This is a genomic window from Alteromonas sp. 4NH20-0104 (assembly GCF_057547795.1).
On the sequence record NZ_BAAJLP010000003.1, the window covers coordinates 49,694 to 67,362 of the forward strand.

A 17,669-nucleotide genomic window follows, 5' to 3' on the forward strand; every position below is an offset into this window, starting at 1 on the left:
GCACTGGTGAGAAGACAGGAAATACCATGAATCAGTTTGATCAGTTACACCGTTATTTATTCACTGATGCCAGCGTGCGTGGTGAATTGGTAAGATTACAGGACACCTTAAAGCCGATTATTCACAGCACCGATTACCCGCTGGCGATTCAACAATTACTGGCGGAAATGGCGGCGGCTACCAGTTTATTAACTGCAACGCTGAAGTTTGAGGGGGAAGTCGGCCTGCAAATTCAAAGTCAGGGGAAGGTTCGCTATGCAGTGGTGAATGCCAACCATGAACAGGCCTTACGGGGCGTCGCCCGCTGGGATGAAGAGGCTGATTTGTCGACCGCAAGTTTTGCCGAACTGGTGGCTAATGCGGTGCTGGTGATCACCATCACGCCCATCGAAGGTGAACGTTATCAGGGCGTTGTGGCACTGGATAAAGGCTCGCTGGCCGGCTGTATCGAGGATTACTTCGAACGCTCAGAGCAGTTGGCGACCCGTGTATTCATCCATACTGATTTATCGGAGAAAGAAGCGCCAAAAGTCGCGGGGATGTTTTTGCAGGTGGTGCCAACCAGCAGTGAAGCGACCAACGTGACCGCTGACAGCGAGTTTGAGCATTTGTGTACATTAACCGGTACCATGACCGCCGAAGAACTATTCGCGCTGCCTGCGCAAGACGTACTGTACCGTTTGTATCACGAACAAACTGTTGAGGTGTATGCGCCGGAAGCGGTTACCTTTGCCTGCACTTGTTCCCGTGAGCGCAGCGCGGAAGCACTGCGAAATATCGATAAAGCGGAATTGCTGGCCATTGTTAAGGAAGAAGGTTCAATTAACATGAATTGCCAGTACTGCCACACGGAGTACCGCTTTGATGAAATTGATGTGGAAGCGTTAAAAAGTGGCTATAGCAACGCACCGGATGCCTCGCAATAAGCGCTTTATCGATGGCGTCTTCCAGACGCCGTCACCAACCAATCAAAGCGGAATAACAATAAGTAAATCGCTATTGCCGCAGATGAGCCAGCGAATACAAATCACGGGTTTCATCGGTTTTCCGCTTTATTTCCTCCATGGCCTTAGCCTCGCTGGCATCGAATAAAGCATTGATTAAGCGATCGAAATGTTTGTGCATTGCACGCCTTGCCTGAGCCGCATCTTTTTTAGCGATAGCCGCATAAATTTCTGCATGTTCAGTAATTCGGTGGGCTTTATTGCCAGAACATATGTTCTGGTAAGTTTCGATGATAAAGGGGTCCGTGCGCCGTAACCGCCATAGGTCTTCAACACACTGGAGCACCGCGCCATTGCGGGTTGCCCGGGCAATGATTTCGTGAAATTGTTGGTCGGCAGCTTCCGCTTTATTAGCGTCCTGCATGTCTTCTATGGTGTTTTTAAGAGCGAGTAACTCATCATTAGAAATAGCTTGCGCGGCCAGTGCAGCTGCTTCGCCTTCCACCAGGGCGCGGGCTTGAGTGAGTTCAAAGGCACTAATGGTTTTTGTGCCCGACTCTGCGCGCTGGGTTTGCGTAACGTAGACTCCGGAGCTGGTCTTTACCTCAACCCTCTCCCTTACCTCTAAAGCTATGATGGCTTCCCGTATCGTGGGTCTGCTAACATCGTACATCTCCGCAAGCTCTCGCTCCGGGGGTAAACGGCTGCCTGCCGAGTAAACGCCTTGATCGATCAATAACTCTATTTTATCAACAATATTCCAGAATAGTCGCCGGGAAGTCATACATAAATACCTGTTCTGTAAATTTTGGTCATACCACTTTTATCTTTTTACCAAAATGTCATACAATTTATAAGCGCTTATAGCACAGGCTTGGTGAGAAGTTATTCTTCAATTTAGCTTTCTGGTTACGCTTTTTTAATGTGCTTTAAGATTTTTTGGTTGACCATTTTTATTGTATTGGTTTGACGTTTTGTTTTCAATTGATTAATGCTTTGTTAATGCATTGTGGTGTTTTGCATGAATTTGCTTATTCAGGCTACAATCGCGGGTACAGGTAATAAGTTACGTTGGTTAAGGGCAGGTAAATGAAAAAGCGGCGCCGTTTTTGGACTGTAGTTGAGAAGCTCGAAGAGTTAATCGATGAGGGGGTTTATCCCGCGGGAAGTCGTTTGCCTCCGGAGCGAGAGCTTGCGGAGATGTACGATGTTAGCAGACCCACGATACGGGAAGCCATCATAGCTTTAGAGGTAAGGGAGAGGGTTGAGGTAAAGACCAGCTCCGGAGTCTACGTTACGCAAACCCAGCGCGCAGAGCAGAGCAGCCAAAGCATCAGTGCCTTTGAACTCACTCAAGCCCGCGCCCTGGTGGAAGGCGAAGCAGCTGCACTGGCTGCGGCGACCATTAAGCAGAATGAGTTAGATGATTTACATCAGACCCTGGCTGATATGCGTTCATCTGATATGGCGGAAGCCGCCGATCAGCGCTTTCATGAAATCATTGCTCATGCCACGCGCAACAATGCCATTGAGATGTCGATAAAAAATCTATGGGATATTCGCCGTAACGATCCAGGGGTGAATGCTGCTTATGCAGACGTTTGTTCACTGAGTATTGAAGACCGGTTAAACGAGCATACTGCGATATATGAAGCAATAGCCAAACGTGATACTTCGGCAGCACGCAAAGCGATGCACAGTCATTTTAACCGCTTGATTAATGCTTTGTTTGCAGCCAGCGAAGCACGTGCACTGGAAGAAATAAAACGCAAAACTGACGAGACTCGCGGCCTGTATTCAATTAACCATCTTACCCAGTAATCTAAACCGCGGCCGGCCGTTCGGATTAGGTTTAAACGGTGGATCATTTAACCAATAAAAAAGGCAAGTCATTAAGACTTGCCTTTGTTTTCTAGGTTTGACTTTCACTTAGAATCTATAGCTGGCACCAAAGGTAATCCGGCGGTCTGTCAGGCCCTGGAAGCAGAGCAACGCACCTTCGTTTACACATGATTGGGTCACGTCTGACTTCGTCAGGTTGATAGCTTCAACACCAAGGTTCAGCTTGTCGTTCACGTCGTAGCTTACACTGGCATTTAATTGCCCGCGGTCGTGTGTGACCACTGGGAAGCCAAGCGTACTGTTACGTGTAGCACCACCTGCTGTATCATCGGTACGGAAGGCTTCGCGCCAGGTATAGCGTAGTCTGGCTGACAAGCCATACTTTTCATAGAAAACGGTAACGTTGTACGCATTCTCAGAGAAGTCCAGCAAGCCCTGAACTGCTTCAACCGTTACAAACTGGCTGTCATCATAAACACCGTTAATGGCGTTAAAAATGTCAGTACCACGCGTTGCTGAGGAGTCAGTGGCGTCACCGCCGTCAAAGTCCTGGATGGTATAGTTAGCCATAATACCGAAACCCGATGCCCAGCCTAATTTGTCTTCAAAGCCGGATAAGTCGTATTGAACTGCGAACTCCAGACCTTGTTGAGTAGTGCTGCCTGAATCGTTGATCGTTGTCTCGATAGGTACACAAAGACCATTTCCGGGGGTATCTGACAACACATTCCGATCCGGAATTGGGTTAAAGATCCCGCCGCCTTCACAAGGTGCAGTAATATCACGGTATCCGTTGGCGTCCACAGCTACATCTTCTAACTGGGTAACAAACAGATTGGTCCGTTTTTTGTGGAAATAACCTACGCTTACCACCGCCGCTGGAGCAAAGTACCATTCTGCTGCAATATCAAAGGAAACCACTTCTTCCGGCTCTAATCCGGGGTTACCAATTTGCACCGCATTGTTAGGACCAGTACCAAATTCGACTGAGGTTGATAATGCATCAAAGTTTGGACGTCGAATATCCTTACCCCAACCCAGGCGAACCAGGACATCATCGGCAGGATTAGCGACAATGTTCAGGCGTGGTAAAAAGAAGCTGTAATCACCCTTGGTGGTTACCTGAGTCACTACATCGCTGCCTTCAGCAACCGTATTACCCAGTGATTCGATGTCAGTTTGCACGTAACGTGCACCAAAGTTACCGCGGAAAATGCCATATTCAAAGTTAGCCTGTGCATATAACGCATGGGTTTTCTCTTCGATATCAAAAAACGCGGTGGTACTGGCAGATGGATCCGACAAGGTGCGCGCCCCTGGCTGAGATGCCAGTGCATCCTGCAACGTAGAGAGTACGCGGTCCGGGTCATTAAAAGACAGGTCCGGATCAATTAGCAGAAAGTTCCGGAAAGCCAGTTCGCGACCGTCAGCCGAGCCAAAATTGCTTGGTCCAGGTACCAGCAAGTCAGCGAACAATGAGCCATTTGGGCTGTCTGACATTCTGCTCAGGCCAATGCTTGAGCCAATGTCATTAAAGGTACTGGCAGTCTGATTGTATCGATAACCAAAATCGACCGACATAAGATAGTCATTGTCAAAGAAGTAGGTAAAGTCTGTTCTGAAAGCGTCTTCTGAGTTTTCAGTGGAGTCCCGACCCACAGTGACAGCATCCAGCACAACATTGTTAGGATTCAGCAAGTCATCCACCGTTGGAGCAAATGGTGAATCAAAGTTGATGCCGAAAGCTAATGCTCCACCGGTCAGGTCATACATAAACGGCACACTATTATCGTTACTGGAACCATCTAAAGGTGCATTAGGGTTAATAAAATTTAATGTGGTACTGAGGTTTGGATTACTGGTATCTGACGAAGACGTCGAAATTTCCACACTGGCAAACAAATGCTCGCCTTGCCACTCACCACCTAAACGGAAGATTTCGCTTTTGGTCAATCTGGCCCCGGTATCGCTTGAGAAACGCAGGTTTGGATCGTCATCATCCACACCAAGATTAGGTTCAATAAAGCCTCTGACAGCAACGGGAATACTCCCCAGATCTACGCCATCCAGACTGCCAAAGTCAACGTCTTGGAATTCAGTTGGTACGTTGTGGTCAAGTACCGCACTAACGCCTGAGCCCTGCACCCTGGAACTGTCCTGACGACGCTCCTGATCATTGATTACGGCATCAAAGAATAGCTTGGTGTTATCATTGGGTGCCCACTCAAAAGTGGCTGCCAGGTTTTTCGTTTCATATTCATAGTTCTCTAGTTCCTGATTTAGAAACTGAATACCTACAAAGTCAAAGGCCTGGGCTGCAGGGCGGTCTGCCGGATCCTGTAAATTACCGCCTCGTACTACGTCTGCATTGACATTTTCTACCAGGCCACCATCGCGGTCTACACGAGGTCTGAACGACGTTGCTTCCTGCTCGGTGTAACTACCACTAAGCACGAAGCCGAATTTACCGGAACTGGTTTCCCAGTTTTTACCAAAAGCACCTGATATCCGCGGTTGAATGCCATCAGTGGTCAGGCTGCTGTCTTCGCCCTGAACGCGAATGTTGCCCAGGGTTTCGGTGAGCTCAAGTGGGCGAATAGTGCGAAGGTTAACAGTACCACCCACTGAGCCCTCAATGGTTTTGGCTTCAGGTGACTTGGTTACCTCAACAGCGGCGATAATGGATGCATTTACATCTTCAAAGTTAATTCCGCCCCGACCTGAGCCTGAACCCACGGTAGAAACGCCATTGATTTCTGTTCGGTTTGCGTTAGTACCACGAATCTGAACGCCGGTACCAACGCCGGCGGTCCGGGTAATTTGGATACCCGTGACGTTCTCCAGTACTTCTGCCAGGTTCTGATCGGGTAACTTACCAATATCAACAGCCTGGATTACCTCAATAAGGTTATCCGATGAACGTTTTTCTGCCAGTGCATTGGTCAATGACTGGCGAATACCTGAAACCTGAATGATTTCGACATCATCTGTTGTTTCAGCTTGGTCTGTTGCGGATTCCTGAGCATGTACTGCAGTCGATATATTTAAGGCAGTGGCTGAGAGTACCGCTAAGGAAATTTTAGATAATTTGTGCCCCATGATTTTTTCCTGTGTCTTTCAGTGTCATAGCATTTATGCCGATCGCTTTGTGTCGTTCAAATTTAAACTTCACAAAGAATTTACTTAATATTTACAGCAAAAACAGGAAAGGTCAACCTTTTGGTAAGTTAAATTGGTTTTTATTTGCGCTAAATGGTTATTACCAATATAAGTCTTATTTATACGTAAGGATCCCTAATATCGTGGGGGATAGAATTAATTGCATTAAAAACAGGGGCTAATAGTAGCTTTTACGGCTAGGTAGCTGTTGTTTCGAGTTTTCTGGTTGAGATTATTAGTGGCTTTTTTGGTCAACAAAAAATAGTTGGCTGTGTTAATAGAAATGTTATTGGTTGACCAATATGAAGCTTTTGGTTAATGTCATGTAAGTTTTGTGCGGTGGAAATGTAATCTAGTCGCACAACAATATTTTGACTTAACAACGGGGATAATTATGACCGGTGTAATCAAATTTACCAGTAATCGAGTATGGCGGACCTATCCGGGCGGTAAGTTACTGGATGCCATAGAAAACAACGATACGCCACAAGATAGTCATTTTCCGGAGGATTGGATAGGTTCAACCGTGCAGGCCAATAACGTGGGACGGGAGCATATTGCTGAAGGCCTGACCATGGTGATTAACGACGCTGGTGAGCAAGTCTCATTTAAAGATCTGCTACTTAGCAACCCGGATTATTATCTCGGAGAATTCCAGGGGCGGACCCGGCAGATTGATGATATTCCGTTGGTTAAATATCTGGATAGTGCTACACGCCTGCATTTTCAGGTTCACCCTAGTAGTGACTTTGCTCAGCAAAGGTTGGGTGCGCCGCGCGGCAAAACAGAAGCCTATGTGATACTAGCGGTGCGTGATGACGTTGAAGTGCCCTATATTTATGCTGGATTTCAGCACCCGCCGAGCCGGGAGCAGCTGCGCAGTTGGATTGAGCGGCAGGATATATCGTCAATCGAGTCGTGTTTTGAACGGATCCCGGTCAAACCAGGAGATGTGTTTCTGCTGCCCGGTGGTCGGCCACATGCATTGGGCGAAGGATTGCTGATGCTGGAAATCATGGAGCCGTCAGATTTAGCCGTTCGATTTGAATTTGAACGTTGTGGCTATGTTATTCCTCAAGCAGCACGATTTATGAACCGTGACATCGAAACTGCGCTTGATGTATTTGATTTCTCTGCGGTAACGGGCGAAAAAATTGATCAGGAGTTTCGTTGTAAACCCAGCGAAATTACTCGCCGCGACGGAAATATCCTTGATTGCCTGATTGGCCCGCAGCATACCGGGTGCTTTACGGTTAAACGCGCTTTGGTTAACACGTCATTTAGACGGCACGAGAGCGAGTGTTTTTTTGGCATCGTTACCGAAGGTGATGGTGCAATTAAAATAGCGGATCAAGTGATCACACTTAAGCAATGGGACCGGTTTTTTTGCCCTGCCGGTGAATCGTATTTTGAATACCTGACTGATAACGCAATGACCGTTTTAGAGTGCTACCCCGGTGGCGCGAATGTCACCGGTTGAACAACAGGAAAATCAGTATGCGCAATTCAGCTGGTAAGGTCGTTAAGCATCTGCAGCAAGGGTTAGCGGTATTCTTACCGGGTATATTCCTGCTTGGTTTTAATATCGGTACCGGTAGTGTTACCGCCATGGCAAAAGCAGGGGCTGATTACGGTATGTCGCTGTTATGGACCCTGGTTGCGTCCTGTTTTTGCACGTTTTTCATGATTAACTTATACGGTCGATATACGCTGGTAACCGGTGAAACAGCCCTTGAAGCATTTAGAAAGCATATTCATCCCGGGGTCGGCATTTTCTTTCTTGTCGCACTGGGTGTCGGAGTGTGTGGCAGTGTTATGGGGGTAATGGGCATTGTGGCAGATATTTGTCATCAATGGTCCTTGAGCTGGCTTGACGGCGGCATTCACCCGGTTTGGTTTGCACTGTTTTTTATCAGCCTGGTGTATGTCATTTTCTGGCGCGGTAACACACATTTTTTTGAACGCTTCCTGGCATTGGTTGTAGCGTTAATGTCAGGGTGTTTTTTACTGAATTTCTTTTTGTTTATGCCACAACCCTCGGTATTGGTGGCGGGACTGATCCCAAGTTTACCCGATGAGGTTGTCGGCAGTGGTGAATCGCCGCTGTTAGTGACAGCATCCATGGTTGGCACTACCGTATTCTCCGGTTTGTTTATCATTCGAACCACTTTGGTTAAAGAGGCGGGCTGGACAATTGGCCAATACCAGGAGCAGCGTAACGATGCGTTATTCTCCGTGGTATTAATGTTTATTATCAGCGCATCTATCATGGCCGCTGCAGCCGGTACTCTGCACATTGCCGGGGTTCGCATGACCAGTGCGTCGCAAATGATGAACTTGCTTGAGCCATTAGCGGGTCAGTTTGCGGTGTCGGTGTTCGCAGCCGGGCTTATTGCTGCCGGTGTATCTTCACAGTTCCCCAATGTGCTGATGCTGCCCTGGCTTATTTGCGATTATAGCGGCCGCAAACGCGATATGACGCTACCTAGGTATCGCCTGATTGTGTTCGTTATATCGCTGCTCGGGTTAGTGGTACCGGTATTTAATGCCAGGCCGATTGTGGTAATGATTTTATCGCAAGCCTTCAATGCGGTGATCCTGCCGCTTACTGTAGCTTGCCTAATCTATCTCGCAAATCAAAAAGCGTTAATGAAATCCTATCGCCTCAGCGGTGTTCAGAATCTGGTGTTGGCGGCAATCCTGTTGTTTTCTTTGTTTACTGCCTACATCGGGCTCTCCGGTGTATGGCAAACCATCACTTCACTTTAATTAAGCGGTAAAAAAAGGTTCTGTATGTTTGTAACTACCCCTGGTTTTCATGGCAAATCATTGCTATTGGTCATTTTCGTGACGTTGACTCTCAGCGCATGTGGCGGGGGCGGCAATAATAGCAAGCAGCCTGAACCGTCCGCTCCCGAGCCGGAAACGCCGGTATCAAATACCTGTATTAATGAGGTTTACTCTATTAGTCAGGTAAGTAGCACTGCTATAAGTCATTCTGCTTATACGGCTGATAAAGCCGCTGATGGGGATACGGCTGGTGAGTCTCGTTGGCAAAGTGATAGTGGCAACGGCGATATTACAATTGATCTTGGTGAGCCGGTACTGCTCGGCTCAGTAACCATAAAATGGTATCTGGGTGATAGTCAGGAATATGCTTTTGACCTCGCAATCTCTGCTGATGGCGAGCAATGGGAACTGGTAGCAGAAAATCAGCAATCCAGTGGCAAACACAGTGGTTTTGAGCTGGTCTCATTTGATAGTGCAACAGCCCGCTATATCAGAGTTACTATTAACAGCACCAGCGCAACAATACCGGCTGGAATTGTTGAGCTTCAGGCCCACCGCTGTAATACTGCCACTGGCAACTTTACCGATGTCTTTCCCAATGAACTGGGGATTGATTTATTAGACTGGTACCTAAGCATTCCCACCGACGAAGACGGCAACGGTAAATCAGACACCATTTCAGAGTCAGAGCTTGCTGCTGGTTATACTAATTCTGAGTATTTTTATGCATCAGAAGATGGCGGTATTGTGATGCGTTCGCCAAGCTATGGATTTAAAACCTCCACCAATACTCAATATGTGCGGGTTGAATTAAGAGAAATGCTTCGTCGCGGCGACCGTGATATCCGTACTCAGGGGGTGAATAAAAACAACTGGGTTTTTGGTAGCGCATCGGCCGCTAATCAACTGCAGGCTGGCGGAGTGGATGGTGATTTACATGTTACGCTGGCAGTTAATAATGTCACCACGACGGGTGAGAACTATCAGGTTGGACGTGTAGTAATCGGCCAGATACATGCCAATGACGATGAGCCTGTTCGGTTGTATTACCGTAAATTGCCCGGCAACCAACGAGGCTCAGTATATTTTGCTCATGAAAGCCGGCAAACAGACGCTGCGGGCGACAATATTGAAACCTATGTTGAAATGGTTGGCTCACGAAGCAATAGTGCGCCTGACCCCGCTGACGGCATTGCACTAGATGAAGTGTTTAGTTATCACATCAGCGTGAATGTAAACCTGCTGACCGTCAAGCTATCCAGAGAGGGCAAACCGGATGTGGTGGCAAATTACGATATGAGTACCAGTCAGTACGACGCAGAAGATCAGTATCATTATTTTAAGGTGGGTGTTTATCACTTAAACAATTCCAGCGATCCTGATGAATATGCCCAGGCAACGTTCTATGAGATTCGCAACAGCCATACCGGTTACACCGCGAGCGAATAGATACTTTGTTATAAAGGCCAGATTAGGTAATAGGCCAACGCGTTTTAATTTCTCAGCAGCCGTCTGTTTTCAGACGCTTCTTGTTGTGTAAGGCACAACTGAAGTGATAGGCACGCAGACGTTGAAGATAGTGGTATTTATTATTTCCCGCATTAACACCAATCCATAAAGAAGTTTGCCCACTCAGTAAGGATTGGTTGCAATGGTTTGGTGATTCCAAACCATGCCTGGCCAGGTAACCTGCTGCCTGGTTCCTATGAGGAGAAAGCCCGCTGGGTTTCTTTGAGAGGGTAAGCTTCTATACGGGTTGATATCACTTATCAAATCACCTGGCAGGAATAAAACATCAACCAAAAAAAACGGGCCGAAGCCCGTTCAAATAACGCAGGGTAACAATTTATTAGTATTTGAATGTAACGCCAGCGAACAGACGAGGGCCATAGTCGTTCACTTCACCGAGGTTACCCTGCACGTAAAAGTCCTGCGATTTAGGGGCGCTGAACAGGTTAATAGCGGAAACGCGTACTTTAATATTACTGTTAACTTTATACGACGCGCGCGCTTCCCAAACACCTACCTCATCAACATAGCGCAGACGTGTACCATTGCTGGTATAAGGCTGGAAATACTCGCTACGGTACTTATAAATAAGCGCGGTATCAAAGTCGCCCACCTGGTAATACACCTGGCCACTAAACACGTGCTCAGAGAAACCAGGTACTGAGCCGGGTGGAATAATACCGTCCTGCAGTTGCGTGGTATTGCCATCCAGGTCGGTTACGAAGGTATCGCCATAATTACTATCTTCAAACTCGTAATCGGTGTCTGCATAGTTGTAGCCGAATTTAACCCCCACACCGATATCCCAGCGGTAAGCAACTGAGGCTTCAATGCCGTACAGGTTGCTGGTGTCATCGGTGGTCACCGAGTTAGTAATGGGTAAGTTAAATGACTGGCCTTCTATTTCATAGGGTTCAAGCACGGTACGCTGCTGGAAACCACCCTGAAACTGCTTGTGGTACAAGCTCAATGCAAAAATAGAGTCTTCATTTGGGTACCACTCTATTGCTACATCGTAGTTCCAGGACATCAAGGGCTGGGTGTTGGGGTTCCCTGAGCCGTTAACCCCAACAATCAGATCTGCAAGCGTGGTTGGGGCTACCTCATCGTCGGTCTGAAATTCGCGATTAAAGCCTAAATCTGCCGGCTCGACCCGCGACATGCCGCGATAGATACCAGCCCGAAGTAAGATATCATCACTGTAGTCAACGACCAGGTTAAAGCTTGGCAGTATTTCGGTGTAGCCACCGCCACCCACGGTCCGTTCAAGGTTGTCACCTGGTACCAGGCGCAGTTCGCCAAGCTCGGTGGTTTCAATGGTAAATGAGTTTCTGAAACCTACTGATGTTACTTCAGTATCTACCACTCTGATGCCGAAGTTACCGCGAATAAATTTATCGAACATTTCGGTGTCATAGTTGGCCATCAGATACATGGCATAGGTCTTCTCAGTGACATCAATGGTGCCCTGGCTTTCATACTCCACCTCAGGATAGCTAACGCTACCGCCACGAGAGCCACTGACTGCTTCAGCAAAACACAGGTTGTCATAGGTTGCCCAGGAAGACCCTGTACCGCTGCTTATTACATTGCCGTCTGCGTCTACGTTGGTGATGATGTCACCGTCTGACACGTTATCCAGAAAGTCACTTTCCGGAAAATCGATCTGGCAGCTACTAAGGATATCCAGCGCGTTTGCTACGCTGGTGTCAAGCGTGTACTCATTCCGCGAGCCGTTGCCATTGGTCCCTCCGAATTGTACAAAGGTCATCTCAGAGGCCCGGACGCCGCCTTGGATACTGGTAAACACATCACTGTCGAGAATGTAATCAAAGTCTAATCGTACAGAAGACACTTCGTTTTCCCGTGAGTTTTCTCTGTCTAAACGAGAGCGCAGGCTGTCAGTGAAGTTAGTGATATCCGTAACGTCCAGGTTCGTGGTAGTGAAATGAGGAATATTGTCACCCATGTCCCAGCTAAAGAAATGCCGGTCCGCGGTGCGCGCCCGGTTAGAGATTTGCAACTCTTCCCGTTTTGTTTGTGAGTAAGCTAAATCAAGTTCAACGGTAAGCAGATCGCTGAAGTGATGCTCTATGTTAATTCCGCCACCGCGATAGTTCTCCTCGCGAGAAAACTGCTCGCCCGACGATTCAATGCGGTCTTGTCCTTCCCAGTGTAAGATTCCGCCCACGTCATTGGTAACCAGCGTAGGACCGGTCAGGCCTGGAATGGCTCGCTTCTGTAAGAAAATAAGATCGTGCCGTGCCTCTCGTTGAACCCGGTCAGATACCTGAGCGTCAAGGTTGATATCCCAGTCCGCTGAAGGTTGATACTGAACCGCCAGGAATAGCGCATCCCGTTCATCTGAGGTTTCATTCTGGCGGAAGCTTCGGCTACTGCCTGTCCAGGCGTAGGGTACGCCGTCGCTGTATGCGCGCCCGGTTTCCGGGTCAATCTCCGGATCGTAGCCCTGATTAGAGCCGCCGGTGATCCGATCTTCACAGTCTCCGGCCGAGCTACGATAGAAGCCTTCGTTGGTATTGTTAGGATCGTTCAGGCATGCCCACAGGGATGAACCGGTTGGGCTTGAACTGCGGTATTCTGCCTCAGGTTGAGTGATGTCCTGACGCTGACCACCAAATGATATGCCCAGGTTTTGTCCGCCGGCGAGCTCAAACTGGTCAACATAGCTAAATGTACCCCGGTAGCCTAAGTCACTTTGCAGCGAGTTATCCACATTGGCTTCTTCAGGATTGTAGTTAAGTTTAACCTCGCCCTGAAAGCGTTGTTTACCGTAATCGAGCGGCTGTAACGTTTCCAGTGAGATAACACCGGCTACACCGCCTTCAATCATCGAGGCATCCTGGGTTTTATAAATTGCTACTTTTTTGATTAGTTCGCTGGGGAACTGGGAAAAGTTAACTGAGCGGTCACCACTGCCATTGGTTGCTTCGCGGCCGTTGATATGAGTAGCACTTAAAAATGGCCCTAAGCCACGAATGGTAATTTCTGTGGCTCCCCCATTTTCACGGTGTGATGCGGCGCCGGTAATCGATTCCAAAGCTTCACCGATAGACAACGCGGGCAGGTCGCCAATATCCTCGGCTGATAAGCCATCCACTACTGTCGTGGCCTCTCGTTTGATGGATATCTGGTCCTGAATGGTGCGTCGGCTTCCAACTACATCAATGACTTCTACGACTTCCTCGTCTGCGCCTTCCTGGGCTTCCTGAGCCTGAACAGTAAAGGCGCTAGAGCTGGCCATGCCGGCAATGATTGCTGTTTTTACCCACTTTGAGACCGGGTGAAGGTTAAATTGAGTGTGTTCTTCTCGCAACGACATTATATATTCTCCATTTTTTTACTGTGCACTTCAGGCAGCGCGTCGTCATAGTTAATTTTATTTTCAGGCGATAAGTGCATGGTGTTATTCATCCTGAGCCACCCAGGTAGAACCCACTCCAACTTCGGTAGACTGAATGTAGTGCAAGTCTTTTGCCCCTGCCACTGATTGAGCGCCGGCGGGATCGGTTTCAGTTAAAGAGTTGGTAGCGGTTACGAATTCCGGGATTTCTTTGCCGTTAGCTACAGGATCCTGGTCGATGGCACCGTCGGAGTCGAACTCACCGTTACCATTGATGTTTCTGATATCTACCCAGTAGTCATCCTCTACATCCCCTGAAGCATAGCTGTCGCTAAAGCCAAAGTTGTTGGAGAAGAACGACTCGGTGTGATTGATCAGGTCACAATCGTACTCAAAAGAATGGTCGCTGCTGCTGGCATCAAATGGTAAGAACAGACCCTGAGACATGGCATCGTCATTTAAGCCATTCGCAATGAGGTTGGCATCAAAGTTAATGACAAAAAAGTTCTTGGTCAGGCTATATAGCTCAGGCGCATTGGCTGCTGTTAGTTCATCGCAGTCACCAACCGGGGCTTTTGAGCCAATCTCAGTACTAAATACAATGGGTTGAATGCTGTTTAGCACAGTATTGTTGGCAATAGTGAGGGTAAGATCACCAGTTCCGTCGAGAATTGCCTGGTTGCCACTATTGGGCACCCCGCCGTCTGCCTGAGAAAATGGGTTGGCAGTAAATACAATACCGCCGGCTTCTTTGTTGGTAGAGCGAATACCGGCAATATAGTTATTGCTAACCGTGTGGCCCAGAGGTGTAATGAGTACGCCGCTTGGACGGTCACTTGAGTCTGCAATATCGGTAGTGCGAACAACAATATTGTTGGTTACGGTGTTAAAGCCACCGTCTTCCAGCGAAATACCGCCATTTGCATTAATGATGGTATTGCCGTGAATCGTTGCCCCGGAGGTTTGTACCCGCATCAGGCGACGGCCGGTTACGAAGTTTTCCACACGGTTATAACGAATCACAAAATTGGCATCGTCAGCGGCATCAGAACCGGTTGTACTACCAACATTTAACAACAGCAAACTGGAGTCGTCGTAGTTGGGGTTATTACTGTTGGCAAACAGGTTGTACTGAATAACGTGATCCGCAGAGGAAGAGGCCAGTTTAATCACTGAGCCTTTTTCGGCGTTGTCCCGGCCGGTAAAGGTATTTCGTTCGATCAGGGAACCACTGCCTTTAAGCATCAACCAATGGTAAGTTGATAGGTTAAGCGTGTCTTCTTCGCCATCAAAAGTATTGTGTGAGAATACAAAGTTATCACCTTCTGAGTAGATAACGGCTTGCTCTTCTGTTTCGCAGAACTCGGCTGATTTTGTATCAACATCTTTAAAAGTTAAACCGGTAATCATCGCGCCATCAACCGTGCTGGCCACATGGATACAGGTTTCGCCGGTAATAACAGGAGATTGCTCTTCAACGGCTCGCAATGTCACTGCACTGGTTAACAGAATTGGGTCTGGATCCGTATAGATGTTGGTATTCAGGCCTACAACATCACCGTCAGCCAGGCCACTACTGATTGCAGCCGACAAACCGGCTGTATCGGAGACTACCTGAGTATAAACAACCGTATCCAGTGCATCGGATACGGTAGCCGAGAAATTATCATTATCGGTGTAGGTTGCGCTGACAGAGATAATCGCACCAGCCTGATTAACCGGAGTAAAAGTTGCCGCGTTATTGTTAGCGATTGCAACACCGTCAGCAAACCAGGTGTAAACAACATTGCTGTCGGTAACGCCATTGTTATCGCTCAGAACGGCGGTCAGTTCTGCGCTGGCCATGTAGGGTGCTGTGCCAGCTATTGTTATGCTGCCTGGTTCATCAACTGCTACATTCGTGACCGCAATGGTAGGTTCAGAAGTATTCGTTTCGGCAAAACCATTGTCGTCTGTGTACTCTGCCTGCACAGTGATTACCGTGCCAACCAGTGATGCATCAACAATATAACTACTTTGCGTAGCGCCACTAATGGCTACATCGTCGGCAAACCACTGATAGCTGATTGACCCGGTTGCGCCGTCCTGATCTGTGACATCTGCTGTTAGTGTATTACCAACAGTTGGCGTGCCGGTAATTGCCACACTGCCAACCTGGTTTATGCGCCCTACGGTTTCAGTAGCATCAGATGTTACCGATTCGGCAAAACCACGATCATCCTCAAACGCAGCATTTACGGTGATAACGGTGCCAAACTGTTCTTCTGCAAGTAATAGGGTGCTTTGGTTTGCATCGGCGATGACATCACCGTCGGCGTACCAGATATAAGCGATGACGGCATTGGCAATACCGTTGTCGTCAGACACCGACGCGGTTAACTCTTCACCAACAAAGGCGTCACCGGAAATTGTTACCACCGCAGGAAACGCTATCGCAGAAACCGGAGACGTGGCCTCGGTAATGTGTGATTCATTGATTCCGCCATCGTCAGTGTAAAGAGCCTGTACGGTAATAGGTAAACCAATTTGATCGTCTGTTAATGTAAAATTGTCACTCTCTGCATTGGCAATAGCCATGCCGTCGGCATACCAAATATACGTCACCAGACCTGAAATACCGTCGGGATCAGTGACCGTTACATTTAGCGTCTCTCCAGAGGTTGGTGTGCCAGAGAGCGCAATGCTACCCCGGGTATTAGGATTGTTATTGGCGTCAGTGTTACAACCTGTAAGGGCTGCTGCAACGATGCAAAGCGCGAGGTAGTTTAACTTCATGATGGCGATACTCTCCCAGTTTTCCGTGTGTCCAATATGCTTATTGTATTACCAATAGTTTCTATTTGTATTTTAATTGTTAACCTTTTGGTAAAGTATAAACACAATAATTGGTCTAATTCTACCACTTTAGTTACATTTTTTTCACAAAAAAGTTCGATTATTGGAATTTGGAGTGGTGTGGGTTATTACCAACTTGAAATTTTGGTAATAACTTAAGCTGGGCAGCCTGTGATCGAATGTCCACAGGCTGCAGGAGTTGGGGGAAATTAATGAATATTATTCAGGTAGTAGAAAGTTGCCTGAGCGTAATCGCGGGGCTCACCGCTGTTATTCTGGTTATACACGCCAGCTTTGAAATACATGTATTGATTATTTTTGAAATAGCCGCTTTCTGACATGTCCAGTGAGCGAGTGATATTTGGCTTATCCTGGCGAATGACGGTGACGTGCAGCACATTACTTTCCACGCTTATCTTGTAGCTGAATTTTTCATCTAAACCAATGCCATCAGTGGGGTCGGAAAGGGTATGTGAGCGCGAGCCAATCAAGTTGATCCAAATGTCATCACCGCCGTTGATTTCGTGGGCAAAATAAATAGAGCCTTTTTTATTATCCGGAAGTTTTCTGTAATACAAGCGGATAGGCTCATCGTCAGTGGCATGAATCTGACCAATAATGACGCGGCCAACCTTTTTGATGTCGCCGGTGGTGGATACCCGGTTAACTGCCAGAGTGGCTTCCAGACTACCTTCTATGGCACCGGCCTGGCGTTTTACTGAGCCATGAGTACCACTAAAAACCCAGTTATTACCGGTTATTCCCTGGGTTTTCATACTTCTGTTTCCGCGTCTGAGCATTTCGCGCAGCTCAGTACGTGCATATTTAGTGTTTTTTGAGGTTTTGGCTCCCTCGTTCGGACACGCGAATACCATACCGCCATCCTCTGCGGTGTAAAATAGCGGGCTAAGTTCAAATCCATCAGACAAAGGTTTCTCATAAATCATGTCTGCCTTGTTATCCTTATTCAGATCCGTGGGTAGGGTCAGACTCCAGTCGAGTAAATCGAAATTAGCGCTTGGCGGCACACCGGGTTTGAGTTGTCCATCTATTCCAAGCAAACGGCCTTCGGCAAGCGCTAGGTGAGAGTCTGGCACTGGAATGGGTTGCTGAGCGTTGCTTTTATTTATCACCAGCATGAACATGGCCAGCAGCAGGCAGGGTCCAATTATCTTTATTATTTTTGATTTCATTGTCTTAAACTCGCTTAGTCATCTTAAGTGCAG

10 protein-coding genes are annotated in these 17,669 nt (G+C 47.7%); 5 read left to right on the forward strand and 5 right to left on the reverse strand.

Translation table 11 applies throughout. From position 1 onward, the window contains the following. Positions 1-26 precede the first annotated feature (26 nt). Complete coding sequence (hslO, locus tag AC27IB_RS02960) at positions 27-926, forward strand: Hsp33 family molecular chaperone HslO (protein WP_487118801.1); 900 nt, start codon at positions 27-29, stop codon at positions 924-926. Positions 927-996: 70 nt separating this feature from the next. Here the strand turns inward: hslO and AC27IB_RS02965 are convergent, their stop codons facing one another. Then, positions 997-1,728, reverse strand: a complete 732-nt coding sequence (locus tag AC27IB_RS02965) for a FadR/GntR family transcriptional regulator (protein WP_487118803.1) — start codon at positions 1,726-1,728, stop codon at positions 997-999. 305 nt (positions 1,729-2,033) lie between these two features. On the opposite strand from AC27IB_RS02965, the gene AC27IB_RS02970 reads away from it, so the two are divergent. After that, positions 2,034-2,765 carry a FadR/GntR family transcriptional regulator gene (locus AC27IB_RS02970; protein WP_487118805.1) on the forward strand — a complete coding sequence of 244 codons (732 nt, stop codon included), beginning with the start codon at positions 2,034-2,036 and terminating at the stop codon, positions 2,763-2,765. 108 nt (positions 2,766-2,873) lie between these two features. On the opposite strand, the gene AC27IB_RS02975 is transcribed toward AC27IB_RS02970, so the two are convergent. Then, a complete protein-coding gene (locus tag AC27IB_RS02975; RefSeq protein ID WP_487118807.1) occupies positions 2,874-5,885 on the reverse strand; it encodes a TonB-dependent receptor in 3,012 nt (1,003 codons plus the stop codon). 454 nt (positions 5,886-6,339) lie between these two features. On the opposite strand from AC27IB_RS02975, the gene AC27IB_RS02980 reads away from it, so the two are divergent. Genes AC27IB_RS02980 through AC27IB_RS02990 form a run of 3 tightly spaced genes read left to right on the forward strand, consistent with a single transcriptional unit; the run spans position 6,340 to position 10,184 of the window. Next, positions 6,340-7,425 carry a class I mannose-6-phosphate isomerase gene (locus tag AC27IB_RS02980; protein WP_487118809.1) on the forward strand — a complete coding sequence of 362 codons (1,086 nt, stop codon included), beginning with the start codon at positions 6,340-6,342 and terminating at the stop codon, positions 7,423-7,425. A 17-nt stretch (positions 7,426-7,442) separates the two neighbouring features. Continuing rightward, positions 7,443-8,714, forward strand: a complete 1,272-nt coding sequence (locus AC27IB_RS02985; protein WP_487118811.1) for an Nramp family divalent metal transporter — start codon at positions 7,443-7,445, stop codon at positions 8,712-8,714. Positions 8,715-8,738: 24 nt separating this feature from the next. After that, a complete protein-coding gene (locus AC27IB_RS02990; RefSeq protein ID WP_296045107.1) occupies positions 8,739-10,184 on the forward strand; it encodes a polysaccharide lyase family 7 protein in 1,446 nt (481 codons plus the stop codon). A 400-nt stretch (positions 10,185-10,584) separates the two neighbouring features. On the opposite strand, the gene AC27IB_RS02995 is transcribed toward AC27IB_RS02990, so the two are convergent. The 3 genes from AC27IB_RS02995 to AC27IB_RS03005 form a co-directional block, all read right to left on the reverse strand. Further along, complete coding sequence (locus AC27IB_RS02995) at positions 10,585-13,587, reverse strand: TonB-dependent receptor (RefSeq protein WP_487118813.1); 3,003 nt, start codon at positions 13,585-13,587, stop codon at positions 10,585-10,587. Positions 13,588-13,671: 84 nt separating this feature from the next. After that, complete coding sequence (locus tag AC27IB_RS03000; protein ID WP_487118815.1) at positions 13,672-16,383, reverse strand: poly(beta-D-mannuronate) lyase; 2,712 nt, start codon at positions 16,381-16,383, stop codon at positions 13,672-13,674. 269 nt (positions 16,384-16,652) lie between these two features. Further along, positions 16,653-17,636 (reverse strand): polysaccharide lyase family 7 protein, encoded by a 984-nt coding sequence (locus tag AC27IB_RS03005; RefSeq protein WP_487118817.1) that lies wholly within the window; start codon positions 17,634-17,636, stop codon positions 16,653-16,655. Positions 17,637-17,669 lie beyond the last annotated feature (33 nt).

Bases quoted from the DNA above. Each gene is read 5' to 3' on its own strand.
- hslO (WP_487118801.1), top strand. From the start codon at position 27: ATGAATCAGTTTGATCAGTTACACCGTTATTTATTCACTGATGCCAGC.
- AC27IB_RS02965 (WP_487118803.1), bottom strand. From the start codon at position 1,728: ATGACTTCCCGGCGACTATTCTGGAATATTGTTGATAAAATAGAGTTA.
- AC27IB_RS02970 (WP_487118805.1), top strand. From the start codon at position 2,034: ATGAAAAAGCGGCGCCGTTTTTGGACTGTAGTTGAGAAGCTCGAAGAG.
- AC27IB_RS02975 (WP_487118807.1), bottom strand. From the start codon at position 5,885: ATGGGGCACAAATTATCTAAAATTTCCTTAGCGGTACTCTCAGCCACT.
- AC27IB_RS02980 (WP_487118809.1), top strand. From the start codon at position 6,340: ATGACCGGTGTAATCAAATTTACCAGTAATCGAGTATGGCGGACCTAT.
- AC27IB_RS02985 (WP_487118811.1), top strand. From the start codon at position 7,443: ATGCGCAATTCAGCTGGTAAGGTCGTTAAGCATCTGCAGCAAGGGTTA.
- AC27IB_RS02990 (WP_296045107.1), top strand. From the start codon at position 8,739: ATGTTTGTAACTACCCCTGGTTTTCATGGCAAATCATTGCTATTGGTC.
- AC27IB_RS02995 (WP_487118813.1), bottom strand. From the start codon at position 13,587: ATGTCGTTGCGAGAAGAACACACTCAATTTAACCTTCACCCGGTCTCA.
- AC27IB_RS03000 (WP_487118815.1), bottom strand. From the start codon at position 16,383: ATGAAGTTAAACTACCTCGCGCTTTGCATCGTTGCAGCAGCCCTTACA.
- AC27IB_RS03005 (WP_487118817.1), bottom strand. From the start codon at position 17,636: ATGAAATCAAAAATAATAAAGATAATTGGACCCTGCCTGCTGCTGGCC.